Genomic DNA, 17,041 nt, shown 5'->3' on the forward strand with positions numbered 1-17,041 from the left:
CGAGCTCGTCGGACGATCCCCGATGCACCCGGGCCCTCACTCGGGCTTGGTGTCGAGAGTTCGAGATGCATCGGCATCCTGGCCGATTGGGATCAGGTCCGCCGGTGTGACCTACCCCGCCTCGTCCTCCCCCGCCGGCTCCGGCAGCGCCATCACCCGCGGCGGGTGCCCGGTCGCCTCGAGGAAGCGTACTAGGTCGCCGGGCGCGACCGCCGTGGTGGCGCCGTTGTGGAGCGGGTGGAAGTTGACGGGGTCGTGGGCCATCAGCCCGGCATCGAGGATCACCGCGACCGTACGGTCGCGATCGTTGACGAGCCCGAACGGCGTCACCGAGCCGGGACGCACGCCGAGGCGCTCCCAGAGCAGCTCTGGCGAGCCGAAGGAGAGGCGGCCGGTGGCGCCGAGCGGCCCGTGCAGGCGCTTCAGGTCGATCCGCGCCTCGGCTTCCGCGACCACGAGGAAGAGCCGGCCGCGCTTGTCCTTGAGGAAGAGGTTCTTCGAGTGCCCGCCCGGCATCGCCGACTTGAGGTCGCGGGATTCCGCCACCGTGTGCACGGGGACGTGCTCCACGGTGGCGTGGGCGATGCCGAGGCGGTCGAGGAACGAGAACAGCTCCTCCGGGGTCGCAGCACTCATGCGAGTTGGCTCATCCGGCCCGGCTCACGCGGCGAGATGGCGGGCGAGCGCCGCCGGATCGACATTGCCCCCCGACAGGATCACGCCGACGCGCTTGCCCGCGACCGGCACCGCGCCCTCGAAGGCCGCGGCCGCCGCGAGGCAGCCGGTCGGCTCGACGACGAGCTTCATCCGCTCGACGAAGAAGCGCATAGCCGAAACGAGCTGCGCGTCCGTCGCGGTCACGATGCCGGCGACCTCGCGCCGGATGATCGGGAAGGTGTGCTGGCCGAGATGCGTGGTCAGCGCCCCGTCGGCGATCGAGACCGGCACCGGGATGCGCACCACCTCGCCCTTCGCGAGCGATTGCTGACCGTCGTTGCCGGCCTCGGGCTCGACGCCCCAGATCTCGACCTCCGGCGACAGCGCCCGGGCCGCGAGGCACGAGCCGGCGAGCAGCCCGCCGCCGCCGAGGCAGACGAGGAGCACGTCGAGCGGCCCGACCTCCTCGATCAGCTCACGCGCCGCCGTGCCCTGGCCGGCGATCACGTCCGGGTGGTCGTAGGGCGGGATCACCGACAGGCCGCGCTCCTCGGCGAGCCGGTGGCTCACCGCCTCGCGGTCCTCCTTGTAGCGGTCGTACACCACGATCTCGGCACCGTAGCCGCGGGTGGCCGCGACCTTGATGGCGGGGGCGTCGTGCGGCATCACGATCACCGTCGGCACGCCCTGGAGCGCGCCCGCATAAGCGATCGCCTGGGCGTGGTTGCCCGACGAGAAGGCCAGCACCCCGCGCTTGCGCTGCTCGGGCGAGAGCGCCGCGATGGCGTTGCAGGCGCCCCGGAACTTGAAGGCGCCGGCGCGCTGCAGCGGCTCGGCCTTGAAGAACAGCGTCGCGCCCGTCCGCGCGTCGGCGGTGCGGGAGGTGAGCACCGGGGTGCGGTGGGCGATGCCTTTGAGGCGCCCGGCCGCTGCCTCGACGTCGGCGTAGGTGAGGCTCATCAGCGGTTCTCGAAGTTCGGCTTGCGCTTCTCGACGAAGGCCCTCATGCCTTCCTTCTGGTCGTGGGTGGCGAACAGGCCGTAGAAGACCCGGCGCTCGTAGCGGATGCCCTCGGTCAGCGTGGTCTCGAAGGCCCGGTCGACGCTCTCCTTGGCCACCATCACGGCGGGCAGCGACATCGACGCGATGGTCTCGGCCGCCTTCATCGCCTCGTCGAGGAGCGTGACCGCCGGTACCACCCGGGCGACGAGGCCGGAGCGCTCGGCCTCCGCGGCATCCATCATCCGGCCGGTGAGGCACAGCTCCATCGCCTTGGCCTTGCCGACGGCGCGGGTCAGGCGCTGGGTGCCGCCGGCGCCGGGGATGACGCCGAGCTTGATCTCGGGCTGGCCGAACTTCGCGGTGTCGGCCGCCAGGATGAAGTCGCACATCAGCGCCAGCTCGCAGCCGCCGCCGAGCGCGTAGCCCGCCACCGCGGCGATGATCGGCTTGCGGCGCCGGCCGACCTTGTCCCACTCGCCGAACGGGTCGGCCATGTAGAATTCGGGGTGGGTGCGGTCCTGCATCTCGCGGATGTCGGCGCCGGCGGCAAAAGCCTTCTCCGAGCCGGTGATGATGATGCAGCCGATGCCGTCGTCGCGCTCGTAGCCGTCGAGCGCGTGGTTCAGCTCGGCGATCAGCGCGTTGCACAGGGCGTTCAGCGCCGCCGGGCGGTGCAGGGTGATGAGCGCCACCCGCCCGCGCGTCTCGACCCGGATGTTCTCGTAGTCCACGGCGTTCCTCCCGCTCGTCTCGCCTGCTTGGCTAGGGGAGGGCAGCGCGACGCGCAAGCGCCCGCGTGAGCGCTTCAGGCCGGCGGCGGCGGGTCGGGCGCCTCGACCACGTCCTGGCGCTGGAGCTGGAGGGCGACGAACCAGCAGAGCGAGGCCCAGGCCGCACCGATGCACCAGCCGGCCAGCACGTCGCTCGGCCAATGGACGCCGAGATAGACCCGGCTCGCGCCGACGAGGAGCGTGGTGACGACCCCGAGACCGATCACGAAGAGCTTCACCCGCCGCGAGCGCTCGACCCGGGCGAGCAGGATCGCCAGCGTCAGGTAGGCGATCGCCGACAGCATGGCGTGGCCGCTCGGGAAGCTCGCCGTGAAGGTCTCCATGCCGTGGGGCACCAGGTCCGGCCGCGGCCGATGGAAGAAGAGCTTCAGCCCCGTCGACAGGATCTCGCCGCCGCCGATCGCCACCACGACGAACACGGCGGCGCGGCGGCGCGCCGTGATCGCGAGGTAGAGCACCACGCAGGCGGTGACGTAGACGATGCCGAACACGCTGCCGAAGGCGGTGATGTCCCGCATCGTCTCCGGCAGCCAGTGCGGACCGATCGGCTTGGCGAGGTCGCCCGGCACCCGCAGGGCGAGGAGCAGGCGGTCGTCGAAGCTGAAGGAGTCGCCGTCCCGGATCTCGCCGGCGAGCTTCACGAACCCGAAGCCGAACAGGCTGACGGCGAGCAGCGAGGCGAGCGGCCCGATCTCGTTGAGGCGCAGGCGCCGCCAGACCGCGGTGGCGTGGCGCTGGAAGGGAATCGGGATCTCCCGCATCAGGCGCCTCCGAACCGGAAGCGGCCCCGGGCCTCCCAGGGACCGCCGAGATAGCGCCACAGCAGCAGGCCGGTGCCCGCGATCTCGCGCGGCACGAAGGCGGCCTCGAGCTCGCGGTGGAGCGCCCGGGCCTCCTCGGGCGAAACCTTGTTCTGGACCGTGACGTGGGGCCGGTAGCCCTGCCGGTCCTGCGCCGTCAGCCAGGGTGCGAAGGCCGCCGCGAGGCGCCCGCGCAGGGCCGAGAGGCGGGAGGATTCGAGCGCGTAGGCGACGCCGCGGCCGGTGAAGCGCAGGCCCGTGACGGCAACCGGCATCGACCCCTCGGCGCGCACCTCCGCGGCCAGGGTCTCGACGACACCGCGCTCCTCCTCCCCCGGCAGGTGGTGGAAGAGGGTGACGTGGGCCGGGATGCGGTTGAGCGCCTCCGGGAAGTGGCGGCGGCGCTGGCCGTCGAAGTCCGCGAAGGCGGCCTCGTCGAGCTCCAGGGTGAGGATCAGGGGCGGGATCGGGGAATCTTGCGGCATCCTTCCGGCGAAATGGCGCGGCGGCCGGGATTGGCCAGGGTCCGCGGCGCTCGCCGCTGTTCAGGTCGATCCCGGCCCGCTACACGGCGCCATGCGCGACAGCACCGACATGGTCCATCTCGGCCGGGACGGCTGGCTCTTCCTGACCGGCGGCACCAACCGGGTGCGGCAGCAATACCGGGCGAGCTTGAGCATGGCCTGGCGGCTGTGGCGCTGGCGCCGGCTGATCGAGGCCCGGAGCGCCAGGGCCGCGGCGCTGGGCATGCGCGCCTTCCACGTCGTGGTGCCGGAGAAGCTCAGCATCTACGACGACCGCCTCGACGGGCTCGTCATCGATCCGGCACTGTCGCCGGCCCGCCGCCTCGGCGCGCGCCTCGCCCGCTCGCCCGCCGCCCGGGCCTGGATCGACCTCGTCGGCCCCTTGCGGGCGGCGCGGGACGCCGAGCCGCCGCTCTATCTTCGCACCGACACCCACTGGAGCCAGGAGGGCTGCCGCCTCGCCTTCGGGGAGATCATGCGGGCGCTGGGCGCCGCGGTGCCGGCCGACATCGCGACGCGGCCGTTCCACGACCACGACGGCGTGCGCGACCTCGGCGCCAAGCTCGACCCGGCGCCGACCGAGACCATGCGGGTCTACCAGGTCCAGCGCGACGCGGTGCGGGTCTACGCCAACCCCCTGGTTGAGGCCTACGAGGCGCGGGGCCGGGCCGCCGACCTGCATGCCGGCGCCCACGTGGTCTTCCGCAACGCGAGCCCCGCGGCCGATCCCCGGACCCTGATGCTGTTCGGCGATTCCTGCTCGCACTTCCACCCAATCTTCCTCACCGGGCTCCTGGCGGAGAGCTTTCGCGAGTTGCACTTCGTCTGGTCGGCGAGCCTCGACTGGTCCTACGTCGAGCGGGTGCGGCCGCACCTGCTGCTCGTCGAGGTGGCGGAGCGCTTCCTCGCCCGGGTGCCGGTGGACGGGTTCGACGTCGTGTCGGCGGGGACCGCGCGCCTCGCCCGGCTCGACGGCGCGGCGGCGGAGCCGATCTGACCGGCCCCTGGGCAGTCGCCCCCTCCCGCCCCACCTTCGCGAGCGGACGAGCGAGGGAGGACACGATGGGGCTTCTGGTCGACGGCGTCTGGCACGACAAGTGGTTCGACACCAAGGAGACCGGCGGGCGCTTCGTGCGCAAGGACGCGGCCTTCCGCAACTGGGTCACGCCGGACGGCGCGGCGGGCCCGAGCGGGGAGGGCGGCTTCCCGGCCGAGGAAGGGCGCTACCACCTCTACGTCTCGCTCGCGTGCCCCTGGGCGCACCGCACCCTGATCGTGCGGGCCCTCAAGGGGCTCGCGGACGCGATCACCGTCACGGTGGTCGACCCCCACATGGGCCGCGAGGGCTGGGTGTTCGGCGACAGCCCCGGCGCCGGCCCGGATATCGTCAACGGCGCGAGCCGGCTCTACGAGGTCTACCTCAAGGCCGACCCGCACTACAGCGGCCGCGTCACCGTGCCGGTCCTGTGGGACAAGGTCCGCGGCACCATCGTGTCGAACGAGTCGGCGGAGATCATCCGGATGCTGAACGGGGCATTCGGCGCCTCCGGTCCGGACCTCTACCCGGACGATCTTCGCTCCGGAATCGATGCCGTGAACGCCCGGGTCTACGACCGGGTCAACAACGGCGTCTACAAGGCCGGCTTCGCCACGACCCAGGAGGCCTATGCGGAGGCGGTGACGGCGCTGTTCGAGGAGCTCGACGCCCTCGATGCCTGGCTCGGCACCGGCCGCTACCTGATGGGCGACCGGCTGACCGAGGCCGACATCCGGCTGTTCACCACGCTGGTGCGGTTCGATCCGGTCTATGTCGGGCACTTCAAGTGCAATCTGCGCCGGATCGCCGATTACCCGAACCTCGCGCCCTACCTGCGCGACCTCTACCAGACCCCCGGCGTCGCCCCGACCGTCGACCTCACCCACATCAAGCGGCACTATTACGAGAGCCACCCGACCATCAACCCGACCGGCATCGTGCCGCTCGGGCCGGTGCTGGACTACGATGCGCCCCACGGACGGGCGGAGCGGTTCAAAGCCTGACAAGCGATTGAACCCATCCGTCCTGCCGCGAGGCATCCATCTCACAAGGTCATTCCGGGGCTCGCCGAAGGCGAGAACCCGGAACCCATAACCGCTCACGGTCGCGAAGAGGGCGGGCTGCGTTCCGCCTCATCCTGCACCGTCAGCGGTTATGGATCCCGGGTTCCGCTGCGCGGCCCCGGGATGACGGTGGAGGGTGCCAGCTCTCGATGGCGATGCTTACGCCGTTGCCGAGAACACGTCCGGCAGCGACGGCAGCCTCTGCCGCAGCCGCAGCAGCGCGATGGTCTCGATCTCGGCGAGCGCCCGGGCCTGCTCCGCGTCGGGCGGGGTGTCGAGGCGCTCGGCGAGTTGAGCCAGGATCTCATCCGGCCCCTTGCCCCGCACCGCCATCACGAACGGGAAGCCGTGGCGGGCGCGGTAGCGCTCGTTGAGGTCGAGGAAGCGGGCGCGACCCTCCTGGTCGAGGGCGTCGAGCCCGGCCGAGGTCTGCTCGGCCCGGGATTCCGGCGCGAGGTCGGCGGCGGCGACGCGGCCGGCGAGGTCGGGATGGGCGCGGATGAGGGCCAGCTGCCGCTCCGGCTCGGCTCCCCGCATCACCTCGACCATGGCGGCGTGGAGGCCGTCGGCGCTGTCCTGCATCGCGGAGAACCCCGCGTTGTGCGCGCCTTCCGCCACCCAGGGCGAATGCTCGAACACGTCGCCGAAGGCCTCGACGAACAGGGCGCGGCCCATCCGGCTCGGGGTCAGGCCGGCGGGCGCGTGGTGTCGCGCCCAGTGCCGGGCGATGTCGATGCGCCGGGTCACCCACACGCCGTCATGGGCCGCGACGTGGTCGAGGAAGCGGGCGAGCGCCGCGATGCGCCCGGGCCGGCCGACCAGGCGGCAATGCAGGCCGACCGAGAGCATCCGGGGGGTCTCGGCGCCCTCGGCGTAGAGCACGTCGAACGAGTCGCGCAGATAGGCGAGGAACTGGTCGCCGGCATTGAACCCCTGCGGCGTGGCGAACCGCATGTCGTTGGCGTCGAGGGTGTAGGGCACGACGAGCTGCGGCGCCCGCGGTCCCTCGACCCAGTAGGGCAGGTCGTCGGCATAGGAATCCGCCGAGTACAGGAAGCCGCCCTCCTCCATCACGAGGCGCAGGGTGTTCTCGGAGGTCCGGCCGGTGTACCAGCCGAGCGGCCGCTCGCCCGTCACCTCGGTGTGGATCCGGATCGCCTCGCTCATGTGCGCCTTCTCCTCCTCGTAGGAGAAGTCGCGGTAGTCGATCCACTTGAGCCCGTGGCTGGCGATCTCCCAGCCCGCCTCGCGCATCGCGGCCACTGCCTCCGGGTTGCGCTGGAGCGCGGTGGCGACGCCGTAGACCGTCACCGGCAGGTTCCGCTCGGTGAACAATCGGTGCAGGCGCCAGAAGCCGACCCGCGAGCCGTACTCGTAGATCGATTCCATGCTCATGTGGCGCTGGCCCGGCCACGCTTGCGCGCCCACGATCTCCGACAGGAACGCCTCCGAGGCCCGGTCGCCGTGCAGGAGGCAGTTCTCGCCGCCCTCCTCGTAGTTGATGACGAACTGCACCGCGATGCGGGCCCCGTCCGGCCACTCCGCCCGGGGCGGGGTGCGGCCGTAGCCGACGAGGTCGCGGGGGTAGGAGGAGTCGGTCATGGATTCGCGTCCGATGAAGGCCTGAGCCGCGCCTGACCCGGCAACGGCGAAGCGGGAGGGCCTCGTGGGGAAAAAATCCTGGCGACCTTAGCCGTGCGTCAGCCCCGGCGCAAAACCGGCCCGTCAGACCGCCAGCGCCGCGAGCGCCGGCTCGACCCGGGCGAAATGGTCGTCCCAGCCCGGTGCCCGGTAGCCGGCGAGGCGCCCGGCCATCTCGGCACGCAACGGCGATCCCGGCGCCGCCAGCGCCTCGACCGTCCGCATCCAGCCGAGGCCGTCGAGGGGATGCAGGAACTCGGCGAACGACCCGGCGATCTCGCGGTGGACCGGGATGTCGGAGGCGACGACCGGCAGGCCGCTGGCCGCGGCCTCCAGCACCGGCAGGCCGTAGCCCTCGGCGAAGGAGGGCATCAGGAGTGCGGTGGCGCTGCCCATCAGCCGCACCAGCCCGGCGGTCGAGAGGCCCGAGACCTCGGTGACGTGCCGGCGCACCGCCGGGCAGCGCTCGAGCAGGTCGACCACGTTCTCGCTCTCCCAGCCCCGGCGCCCGACGACGACGAGGCGCGGCGTCGCGTTGCCGTGCCCGAGGCTGAGCTCGCGCCAGGCGGTGAGGAGCGCGATCAGGTTCTTCCGCGGCTCGATGGTGCCGCAGACGAGGAAGGTCGGCCGCGCGGGTGGCGTCGCCGGACCATTGGGCGCGCGGAAGGCGGCCTCGATCCCGAGCGGGCCGACGGTGACCGGCGGCACCGGGCGGCCGAGCCCGGCGAGATGGGCCGCGAAGCGCCGCCCGACATCCGCCGAGTTCACCAGCACGGCGCGGGCGTGGCGGGCCACCGTCTCCATCCGCACGCCGTGCCGCTCCGCCTCGCCCGGGCGGCCGTATTCGGGGTACTCGATCGGGATCAGGTCGTGGACGAAGAAGGCCGGACGGATGTCGGGCCGGTCGTAGAGCCAGTCGAACCGCGCCGGCAGGTCGAGGCGCAGGTGCGAGGTGTGGAGGTAGAGCGTGTTCAGGGGCAGGCGCGCCGGGCCGGGCGCCCGCAGAACCGCGATCCGGGCCCGCAGCTGCCGCTCGCGGCGGCGTCGCGCCCCGTTCGGGGCCGGGGAGGCGCGGCCCGTGCCGGGCGGCGGCAGGCCGAGGGCCGCAGCCAGGTCGCGGTAGACCGGATCGTCCTCCACCGCGACGGACTCGGTCCAGGCCTCGACCGCCGCCTCCACCAGCCCGGCCATCTGCCCCCGGTCGAGGACCTTCGGGCCAAGCGGCGTGGAGACGAGGCCGAAGCGCTCGCCCGGCTGCGCCAGCAGGTGCCGGGCATAGGCGAGATCGACCCGGTCGATCCCGGTCGGGCTCGCGTGCCGCAGGCGGGTGATGAGGCGGGTGAGGTCGAAGGCGACGGGATGCGCGGGCATGGAATCCTTCAAGGCGCGGACTTGGGTAAGACGCGGACACGGGCTCGGCGGCCGTCCTACACAGCCGCCCGTCCCGGCCCAACCCGGCGCCGTCCTGTGCGGCAGCGCACAAGACGGCGTTCCGGGCGGCAATCGTCACTCTTGCAACGCTGAGCGATGATGATTTATCGCATTCGTCACCGCTCCGTCGCGTCGCGGTGACAAGCGTCGGGCGCGCCGCTTATTATGGCGGGTCGGCGAGGTGTCGACGTTCGGGTGAGACAATGGCGATCGTCGATCTGGATCGGGATGCAGTGAAGAGCGGTCTGGCGGACGGTTCCGTCCTGCTGATCGACGTGCGCGAGCCCAACGAGTTCGCCGGCGGGCACATCCCGGGCTCGGTCTCCTTCCCGCTCTCGGCCTTCGACGTCGAGCGGCTCCAGGCGCTGATCGCTGCGGACGGTCGCCGCCCGGTCCTCTCCTGCGCGGCCGGCGTGCGGTCCGCCCGGGCCCTGCAGTATCTCCAGAGCCAGGGCGTGCCCCTGGCCGAGCACTATGCCGGCGGGTTCAAGGACTGGGCCAATGCCGGCGAGGCCATCGAATAGCTGACGCGAGCAGCTGACCATGGGCCGGTCCGCCGGCCCCGCATTCCCGCCCGCGGGCGGTTCGACATCCCCGGCCCCGGGAGGGCCGCGCCGAGGGCGGCGCGGTTCCCGTCGCGGCCAGCCCCTCGACGCGGATGGGCGCCAGCCCATCTCTCCGCGCGTCCGACGGGCCGCATGCACGAGATGAACGGGAGAGTGAGTATGCGCAGGCTGAGGCTGGCGGCGGTGATCCCGGCGCTCCTGCTGATGGCCGGAATCCCGGCGCGGGCCCAGGCTCCCGGCGGCCCGCCCCCCGCGGTCACCGTGGCCAAACCCGTGGTGAAGGAGGTGGTGGAGCACGACGACTTCACCGGCCGCTTCGACGCGATCGAGTACGTCCAGGTGCGGGCCCGGGTCACCGGCTACCTGCAGAAGATCCACTTCCAGGACGGCGCCGTGGTCAAGAAGGGCGAACTGCTCTTCACCATCGACCGGCGGCCCTACAAGGCCGCCCTCGACCAAGCCCAGGCGGCCCTGTCCTCGGCCCAGGCCCGCCTGAACTTCACCCAGACCGACCTCGAGCGCGCCCAGACGCTGAGCCGGTCGGGCAACATCTCCGAGCAGGTCACCGACCAGCGCCGGCAGAACTCGCTCACCGCCCAGGCCGACGTCGACAGCGCCACCGCGGCCCTGCGCCAGGCCCAGCTCAACTACGACTTCACCGAGGTGCGCTCGCCGATCGACGGGCGGATCTCGCAGCGCCTGGTCACCGAGGGCAACATCGTCATCACCGACCAGACGATGCTGACCACGATCGTCTCCCTCGATCCGATCTACTTCTCCTTCACCGTCGACGAGCGCTCGTTCCTGTCCTACCAGGGCACCCTGCGCATCGGCATGGGGGCGACCCAGAACGAGCACACGGTGCCGATCCTGGTGGCGCTGACCGGCGAGGCGAAGCCCACCCGCAAGGGCGTGCTCAACTTCGTCGACAACCGCGTCGACGAGGCGACCGGCACCGTGCTCCTGCGGGCGACCGTCGAGAACCCGGACCGCTTCATCAAGCCGGGCCTGTTCGGCATCGTCAGCATGCCGGCGTCCAAGCCCTATCGCGGGATCCTGATCCCCGACGAGGCGATCGCGGCCAACCAGGACAAGCGCCTCGTCTACGTGCTCGGGCCCGACAACGTCGTCCAGCCCCGCAACATCCGCCCCGGCCCGAAGATCGACGGCTACCGGGTGGTGCGCGACGGGCTGAAGGGCGACGAGACCATCGTGATCGTCGGCCTCACCCGCGTGCGGCCGGGTGCCAAGGTCACGCCCGAGGTCAAGGAATTGCCGCCGGTCCGCGAGTGAACAAAAGACGCGCCGCCGTGATGGCGGCGCTTCCGTCAGGACGCCAGTGCCCCGTGAGGGGTGCCACGCCCGCGTGAGGGCGCGAGAGGCCCACCGATGCGTTTTGCCCACTTCTTCGTCGACCGGCCGATCTTCGCCTCGGTGACCTCGATCGTCATCCTGATCATCGGCTACGTCTCGTACATCTCGTTGCCCGTCTCGCAGTACCCGGAGATTGTCCCGCCGACCGTGGTGGTGCGCGCCTCCTATCCGGGCGCCAACGCCGAGACCGTGGCGGCCACCATCGCGACGCCGATCGAGCAGGAGATCAACGGCGTCGACAACATGCTGTACATGTCGTCGCTGTCGACCAACGACGGCAACATGCAGCTGACCGTCACCTTCGCGCTCGGCACCAACCTCGACATCGCCAACGTGCTGGTCCAGAACCGGCTCTCGGTCGCCCAGCCGCGCCTGCCCGGCGACGTGCGCAACCTCGGCGTCACGGTCCGCAAGTCCTCGCCCGACCTGATGATGGTCGTGCACGTGCTGTCGCCCGACGGCACCTTCGACCAGAACTACCTCGCCAACTACATCTACCTGCGCCTGCGCGATCCCTTGCTGCGCCTCAACGGCGTCGGCGACATCACGGTGTTCGGCGGCTCGGAATACGCGCTGCGGCTCTGGCTCGACCCGAACAAGCTCGCCTCCTACCAGCTCTCGACCACCGACGTGATCAACGCGCTGCAGGAGCAGAACGTCCAAGTCGCGTCGGGCGCGCTCGGCGCGCCGCCGGCGCCCTCGACCCAAGCGTTCCAGCTCACCGTGCAGACGCAAGGGCGGTTCCAGGACCCGAGCGAGTTCCGCAAGGTGATCGTCAAGGCGTCCGACGGGCGGCTGGTGCGGGTCTCGGACATCGCCCGGGTCGAGCTCGGGCAGAAGGACTACACGACGAAGTCGTTCCTCAACGGCCAGCCGGCCATCGGCATCGGCGTGTTCCAGCGCCCCGGCACCAACGCGCTGGAGGCGGCCGAGCAGGTCCAGGCGCTGATGAAGACGCTCGCCAAGGACTTCCCGCCCGGCCTCGAATTCAAGATCGCCTACAACCCGACCGAGTTCATCGCCGAGTCGGTGCACGAGGTCTACAAGACCCTGGGCGAGGCGGTGGTCCTCGTCGTGGTGGTGATCCTGGTCTTCCTGCAGAGCTGGCGCACCGCGATCATCCCGATCATCGCGATCCCGGTGTCGCTCGTCGGCACCTTCGCGGTGATGGCGCTGCTCGGCTTCTCGCTCAACAACCTGACGCTGTTCGGGCTCGTGCTCGCCATCGGCATCGTCGTCGACGACGCGATCGTGGTGGTGGAGAACGTCGAGCGCAACATGGCCGAGGGGCTCTCGCCCGGCGAGGCGGCCCACAAGACCATGGACGAGGTCGGCGGCGCGGTGGTGGCGATCGCCCTCGTGCTGTCGGCGGTGTTCATCCCGACCGCCTTCATCCCGGGCATCTCGGGCCAGTTCTACCGGCAGTTCGCGCTCACCATCGCGGCCTCGACCATCATCTCGATGTTCAACTCGCTGACGCTGTCGCCAGCGCTCTGCAAGCTCCTGCTCAAGCCGCATTCCGAGCACCACCAGCCGCGCTTCTTCCTGGCCCGGTTCGGCGCCTGGGCGGCCAACACCTTCAACCGCGCCTTCGACGCGACGGCGAACGCCTACGCTGCGACGATCCGCTTCCTCACCGGGCGGCTGGTGCCGCTGCTGGCGATGCTCCTGCTCTATGCCGGGGTGATCTACGGCGTGCTGCACCTCGCCCGCATCACGCCGACGGGCTTCATCCCGCTCCAGGACCAGGGATACCTGCTCGTCGTGGTGCAGCTGCCGCCGGGCTCGTCCCTCGAGCGGACGACCGCGGTGGTGCAGGAGGTGTCGCGCCGCTCGCTCGACATCGACGGCGTCGGCAACACCGTGGTGATCGCCGGCTTCGACGGCGCCACCTTCACCAACACCACCAACGGCGCGGTGATGTTCCTGCCGCTCAAGCCCTTCGCCGAGCGGCTGGCCAAGGGCCGCACGGCGGGCAAGATCCTGCAGGACGTGCTCGCCAAGACCGCCCCGATGCAGGAGGCGCGGATCATCGCGATCCCGCCGCCACCGGTGCGGGGCCTTGGCAACGCGGGCGGCTTCAAGATGCAGGTCCAGAGCCGCGAGGGGTCGGACATCGCCCGGCTGCTCCAGGTCTCCGGTGATCTCATCGGCGCGGCCAACCGTGACCCGGCGCTCACCCGCGTCTTCACCACCTTCGGCAACGACACGCCGCAGATCTACCTCGACATCGACCGCACGGTGGCGCGGATGCTGAACGTGCCGCTCGCCAACGTGTTCTCGACCCTCCAGGTCAATCTCGGCGGCGCCTACGTCAACGACTTCAACACCTTCGGGCGCATCTACCAGGTCCGGGCCCAGGCCGACGCCAAGTACCGGATGGAGAAGGAGGACATCGAGCGGCTGAAGGTGCGCTCCTCCACCGGCGCGCTCGTGCCGATGGGGACGCTCGCCAGCATCCGCGACATCTCAGGTCCGCAGATCGTCCAGCGCTACAACCTGTACTACTCGATCCCGGTACAGGGCGACTCGCGGCCGGGCGTGTCCTCGGGCCAGGCGCTCGACGCGATGGAGAAGCTCGCCCGCCAGACCCTGCCGGACGGCATGAGCTTCGAGTGGACCGAGATCGCGTTCCAGGAGAAGGCGGTCGGCAACACGGCGATCTACGTCTTCGCGCTCGGCGTGCTGCTGGTCTTCCTGGTGCTCGCCGCGCAGTACGAATCCTGGGCGCTGCCGCTCTCGATCCTGCTCGTGGTGCCGACCGGCGTGCTCGCGGCCTTGGCCGGCGTGCAGTTCCGGGCGCAGGACAACAACATCCTGACCCAGATCGGCCTGATCGTGCTCATCGGCCTGGCGGCCAAGAACGCGATCCTGATCGTCGAGTTCGCCCACCAGATCGAGGAGAGCGAGCGCCGCGGCCCGGTCGCGGCCGCCGTCGAGGCCTGCCGCCTGCGCCTGCGGCCGATCCTGATGACCGCCTTCGCGTTCATCCTCGGCGTGGTGCCGCTCGCCTTCGCGACCGGTCCGGGCGCCGAGATGCGCCAGGCGCTCGGCACCGCGGTGCTGTTCGGCATGCTGGGCGCGACGATCTTCGGCCTGTTCCTGACGCCGGTGTTCTACGTGGTGATCCGCAACATCCTGATCCGGATCAACCGCTGGCGCGGGGTCGACGACCACCATGGCGAGCCGGAGCCGGCGCGGTAGCGCCCGCTTCCGATCCTCGGCCTCTCTCAGCGCCCCCGGACGGCACCGTCCGGGGGCGTTTCTCGTCGCGGTGCGTCACCGCCGCACCCGAACCGTCCGGCCGCTCTCCGCATTGCCCGGCTGCATTTTTGAGCCGTGGGAGGTGCGCGTGGCGCGGGTGGCGGTGGTGACGGGCGGCACGGCGGGGATCGGTCTGGCGACCGCCCACGCCTTCGCCAGGGGCGGCTGGTCGGTCGGGATCGTCGCCCGCGACGAGGAGCGCCTGCGCGACGCGGAGGCCGCGCTGCGCCGGCACGGCGGCGCCGTGCTGGCGATCTCGGCCGACGTGGCGGACGCGACGGCGGTGGATGCCGCCGCCGACCGGTTCGAGGCCGAGCTCGGGCCGATCGACACCTGGGTCAACAACGCGATGTCGTCGATCGTGGCGCCCGCGCCCGAGATCACGCCCGAGGAGTGGCGGCGCGTCACCGAGACCACCTATCTCAGCCAGGTCTGGGGCACGCTCGCTGCCTTGCGCCACATGCGGACGCGCAACCGCGGCACCATCGTGCAGGTGAGTTCCGGCTTAGGCCTGCGGTCGATGCCGCTGCAAGTGCCCTATTGCGCCGCCAAGCACGCGGTGACCGGCTTCACCGACGGCCTGCGCTCGGAGCTGCTGCACGAGGGCGTCGATATCAACCTGACGGTGGTCTACCTGCCGGCGGTGAACACGCCGCAATTCGGCTGGGCCCGTACCCGCACCGGCGCCGAGCAGGACATCCCGGCCCCGGTCTTCGACCCCCGGCTCTGCGCCGACGCGATCCTGTTCGCCGCCCACAACCGGCGCCGGGACATCTGGGTCGGCCGCTCGACGGTGCAGATGGGTCTGATGCAGGTCGCGTCGCCGGCGCTCTCCGACCGGTTCATGGCCCGCGGCTGGGACGCGCAGATCGGCGAGGCTTCGCCCAACAAGCCCGGCAACCTGTTCGAGCCGGCACCAGGCCCGGCGGCGATCGACGGGCGCTTCGCCGACAAGACCACGCCGACCCGCACCGAGTTCTGGACCGACCGGCAGCGCGACGTCCTCGTCGGCGGCCTCGCGGCGCTCTGCCTCGGCGGCGTGGCGGCGCTCGCCGTCGGTGCCGGGGCGATGCGCCGGCTCGGCCGCGGCAGGCACCGCATCCTGCCGCATCTCTGAGGAGGCGAAGGCCGCATCGCCGAAGACCGGGCCCGTCCTATATCGGGCGTCACCCTTCCGCCGTCAGATCAGGTCTCGCGCGTGCCCGGTTACCTGCCCTTCGCGGGCGCCCTCAAGCTTCCCAGCTTCGTCTGCGACAATTGCGGCTTCTGGCAGCGCCACTTCGCGGCCCCGCCGAGCTGCCCGATGTGCCTCGACGCCCGCCACGTCGTGCCGCAGGACGGCTGGCGCTTCCGCGACGTGGCGGAGGCGCAAGCCTCGTTCCCGTGCCACTGGGACGAGGTCGAGCCCGGGGTGTGGAAGTTCTGGAACGAACCGGTCACCGGCATCGGGCCGAGCGCCTACCTGATCGTGCATCCTGAGGGCAACATGGGCTTCGAGGGCTGCCCGGTCTTCAGCGAGGCGGCCCTCGACCACATCGCCGCGCTCGGCGGCATGACGGTGCTCTCGGCCTCGCATCCCCACAGCTACGGCGCGCTGCCCCAGCTCCAGGACCGCTTCGACCCGGAGCTCTGCCTGCCGGCCGCCGACTTCACCTGGAGCGCAGCGCTCCAGGTGTCCTGGCCCTACGACGACACCCTCGAGCCGCTGCCGGGGCTCACGCTCCACCGCACCGCCGGCCATTTCGACGGCCACGCCGTGCTGCACGACCGGGCACGCGGCATCGTGTTCTGCGGCGACGCCCTGAAGTTCGAGCTCGACCCGGAGAACCCGCGCGAGGCGCTGACGATCTCGGCCCACAAGGCCTTCGTGCGCGGCGTGCCGCTGACCCACGCCGAGCTCGCCCGCTACCGCGCGGTCTTCGCCGCCCTCGACTTCCACCAGACCTGGACGCCGTTCGAGCAGGCGGCGAATGTTGGGCGGGAAGAGGTGCTGGCGCTCATCGACGCGATGCTGGCCGGCCGGCCGCACGCCTATCCGGTGAAGGTCACCGCGCTGCGCTGAGCAAGTTTCGCAGAACGAAAGCCTGAGCAGACCTGGGTCACAGCCCGAACTGCGCGCCCGTATCCCCCGGGGTGACCAGGCTGCGGGCCCGGCTGCGCGACGGCAGGAAGGCGAGGCCGGCGCAGGCGGCGCCGACGCTGTCGCAGAGGCGCTCGACCGCCCGCACCACCTCGGGCGGGCCGGCGACGTGGACGCTGTCGCTCGGCCGCAGGGACGGCAGGTGGGCGGTGACCGGGCCGTGGCGCACGTCGGCCTGGCCGCGGCGGTCGCGGCTCGCCGCGAGCGTGATCTGCTGCACGCCGGTGCCGCGCAGCCAGGCGAGGGCCGGGCGCATGTAGAGGTCGTCGGCGTCGTTCGCGCCGGCGACCACCACCATCTCGCGGCCGGTCTCGAGGTGGCGTGCCGCCCGGGCGATGGCCCAGATCGGCGCGAAGCCGGTCTCGGCCGAGACGAGGATGAGGCGCCCGGGACCGGGCCGGTACGGGGTACCGCCGGCCGGGCCCTTGATCCGCACCGCGTGGCCGGGATGCACCGCCTCGCCGAGGGCGGCGCCGAGCGCCCCGCCGTCGCGGCGCAGGTGGAAGACGAGTTCGTTGAGCTCGGTGTTGCCGTCGATGCGCTGGGTCGGGCAGTACGGCCGGGCGGGAAGCCCCGCGAAGGCGACCTCCACGGCCTGGCCGGGGGCGACGTCGAGGGCGCGCGAGACCGTGACCACCACCTCCATCACCGCGCCCGAGAGCGGGGTGGCCGAGAGGAGCGTGCCGGCGCGCCTGGCCGTCCGCAGCGCGGCGAGGGGGGAGGGGGCGGTGATGGAGGTGGTGGTCACGGT

General features: G+C 71.5%; 15 protein-coding genes. 7 read left to right on the forward strand and 8 right to left on the reverse strand.

From position 1 onward, the window contains the following. Window positions 1-111 precede the first annotated feature (111 nt). The 5 genes from VQ02_RS30300 to VQ02_RS30320 form a co-directional block, all read right to left on the reverse strand. Window positions 112-636: a prolyl-tRNA synthetase associated domain-containing protein gene (locus tag VQ02_RS30300; protein ID WP_048447970.1), complete on the reverse strand. Its 525-nt coding sequence runs from the start codon at window positions 634-636 to the stop codon at window positions 112-114. A 24-nt stretch (window positions 637-660) separates the two neighbouring features. Then, complete coding sequence (locus tag VQ02_RS30305; protein ID WP_048447971.1) at window positions 661-1,617, reverse strand: threo-3-hydroxy-L-aspartate ammonia-lyase; 957 nt, start codon at window positions 1,615-1,617, stop codon at window positions 661-663. After that, a complete protein-coding gene (locus tag VQ02_RS30310) occupies window positions 1,617-2,390 on the reverse strand; it encodes an enoyl-CoA hydratase (protein WP_048447972.1) in 774 nt (257 codons plus the stop codon). Before VQ02_RS30310 ends, VQ02_RS30305 begins: the two co-directional genes overlap by 1 nt. Window positions 2,391-2,464: 74 nt before the next feature. Further along, the gene (locus VQ02_RS30315) at window positions 2,465-3,211 is read right to left on the reverse strand and encodes a phosphatase PAP2 family protein (protein ID WP_048447973.1); all 747 of its coding nucleotides are present in this window, start codon (window positions 3,209-3,211) and stop codon (window positions 2,465-2,467) included. Beyond that, complete coding sequence (locus tag VQ02_RS30320) at window positions 3,211-3,735, reverse strand: 2'-5' RNA ligase family protein (RefSeq protein WP_048447974.1); 525 nt, start codon at window positions 3,733-3,735, stop codon at window positions 3,211-3,213. The genes VQ02_RS30315 and VQ02_RS30320 overlap by 1 nt, the downstream gene beginning before the upstream one ends. A gap of 91 nt (window positions 3,736-3,826) precedes the next feature. Between VQ02_RS30320 and VQ02_RS30325 the strand changes: the two genes are divergently transcribed. Then, window positions 3,827-4,771 carry an alginate O-acetyltransferase AlgX-related protein gene (locus VQ02_RS30325; RefSeq protein ID WP_048447975.1) on the forward strand — a complete coding sequence of 315 codons (945 nt, stop codon included), beginning with the start codon at window positions 3,827-3,829 and terminating at the stop codon, window positions 4,769-4,771. Window positions 4,772-4,836: 65 nt separating this feature from the next. Next, window positions 4,837-5,814, forward strand: a complete 978-nt coding sequence (locus VQ02_RS30330; protein ID WP_048447976.1) for a glutathione S-transferase family protein — start codon at window positions 4,837-4,839, stop codon at window positions 5,812-5,814. A gap of 219 nt (window positions 5,815-6,033) precedes the next feature. On the opposite strand, the gene puuE is transcribed toward VQ02_RS30330, so the two are convergent. Both puuE and VQ02_RS30340 read right to left on the reverse strand, forming a co-directional pair. Then, on the reverse strand, window positions 6,034-7,476 hold the full coding sequence (puuE, locus tag VQ02_RS30335; protein WP_048447977.1) for an allantoinase PuuE: 1,443 nt from the start codon (window positions 7,474-7,476) through the stop codon (window positions 6,034-6,036). 123 nt (window positions 7,477-7,599) lie between these two features. Further along, on the reverse strand, window positions 7,600-8,886 hold the full coding sequence (locus VQ02_RS30340; RefSeq protein ID WP_209437085.1) for a glycosyltransferase family 4 protein: 1,287 nt from the start codon (window positions 8,884-8,886) through the stop codon (window positions 7,600-7,602). 263 nt (window positions 8,887-9,149) lie between these two features. Here VQ02_RS30340 and VQ02_RS30345 point away from each other — a divergent pair, with 263 nt between their 5' ends. From VQ02_RS30345 to VQ02_RS30365, 5 genes are all read left to right on the forward strand, one after another. Further along, complete coding sequence (locus VQ02_RS30345; protein ID WP_048447979.1) at window positions 9,150-9,470, forward strand: rhodanese-like domain-containing protein; 321 nt, start codon at window positions 9,150-9,152, stop codon at window positions 9,468-9,470. 201 nt (window positions 9,471-9,671) lie between these two features. Next, window positions 9,672-10,805 carry an efflux RND transporter periplasmic adaptor subunit gene (locus VQ02_RS30350; RefSeq protein WP_048447980.1) on the forward strand — a complete coding sequence of 378 codons (1,134 nt, stop codon included), beginning with the start codon at window positions 9,672-9,674 and terminating at the stop codon, window positions 10,803-10,805. A 96-nt stretch (window positions 10,806-10,901) separates the two neighbouring features. Continuing rightward, window positions 10,902-14,090, forward strand: a complete 3,189-nt coding sequence (locus tag VQ02_RS30355; RefSeq protein ID WP_048447981.1) for an efflux RND transporter permease subunit — start codon at window positions 10,902-10,904, stop codon at window positions 14,088-14,090. Window positions 14,091-14,238: 148 nt separating this feature from the next. Continuing rightward, the gene (locus tag VQ02_RS30360; protein WP_048447982.1) at window positions 14,239-15,267 is read left to right on the forward strand and encodes an SDR family oxidoreductase; all 1,029 of its coding nucleotides are present in this window, start codon (window positions 14,239-14,241) and stop codon (window positions 15,265-15,267) included. A gap of 81 nt (window positions 15,268-15,348) precedes the next feature. Next, on the forward strand, window positions 15,349-16,212 hold the full coding sequence (locus tag VQ02_RS30365) for an MBL fold metallo-hydrolase (protein WP_048447983.1): 864 nt from the start codon (window positions 15,349-15,351) through the stop codon (window positions 16,210-16,212). A gap of 37 nt (window positions 16,213-16,249) precedes the next feature. Here VQ02_RS30365 and VQ02_RS30370 read toward each other — a convergent pair. Continuing rightward, window positions 16,250-17,041: FAD-binding oxidoreductase (locus tag VQ02_RS30370; protein ID WP_048447987.1), on the reverse strand; the 792-nt coding region annotated here is incomplete at its 5' end.

It is taken from the genome of Methylobacterium variabile (assembly GCF_001043975.1).
Taxonomy (GTDB): Bacteria; Pseudomonadota; Alphaproteobacteria; order Rhizobiales; family Beijerinckiaceae; genus Methylobacterium; species Methylobacterium variabile.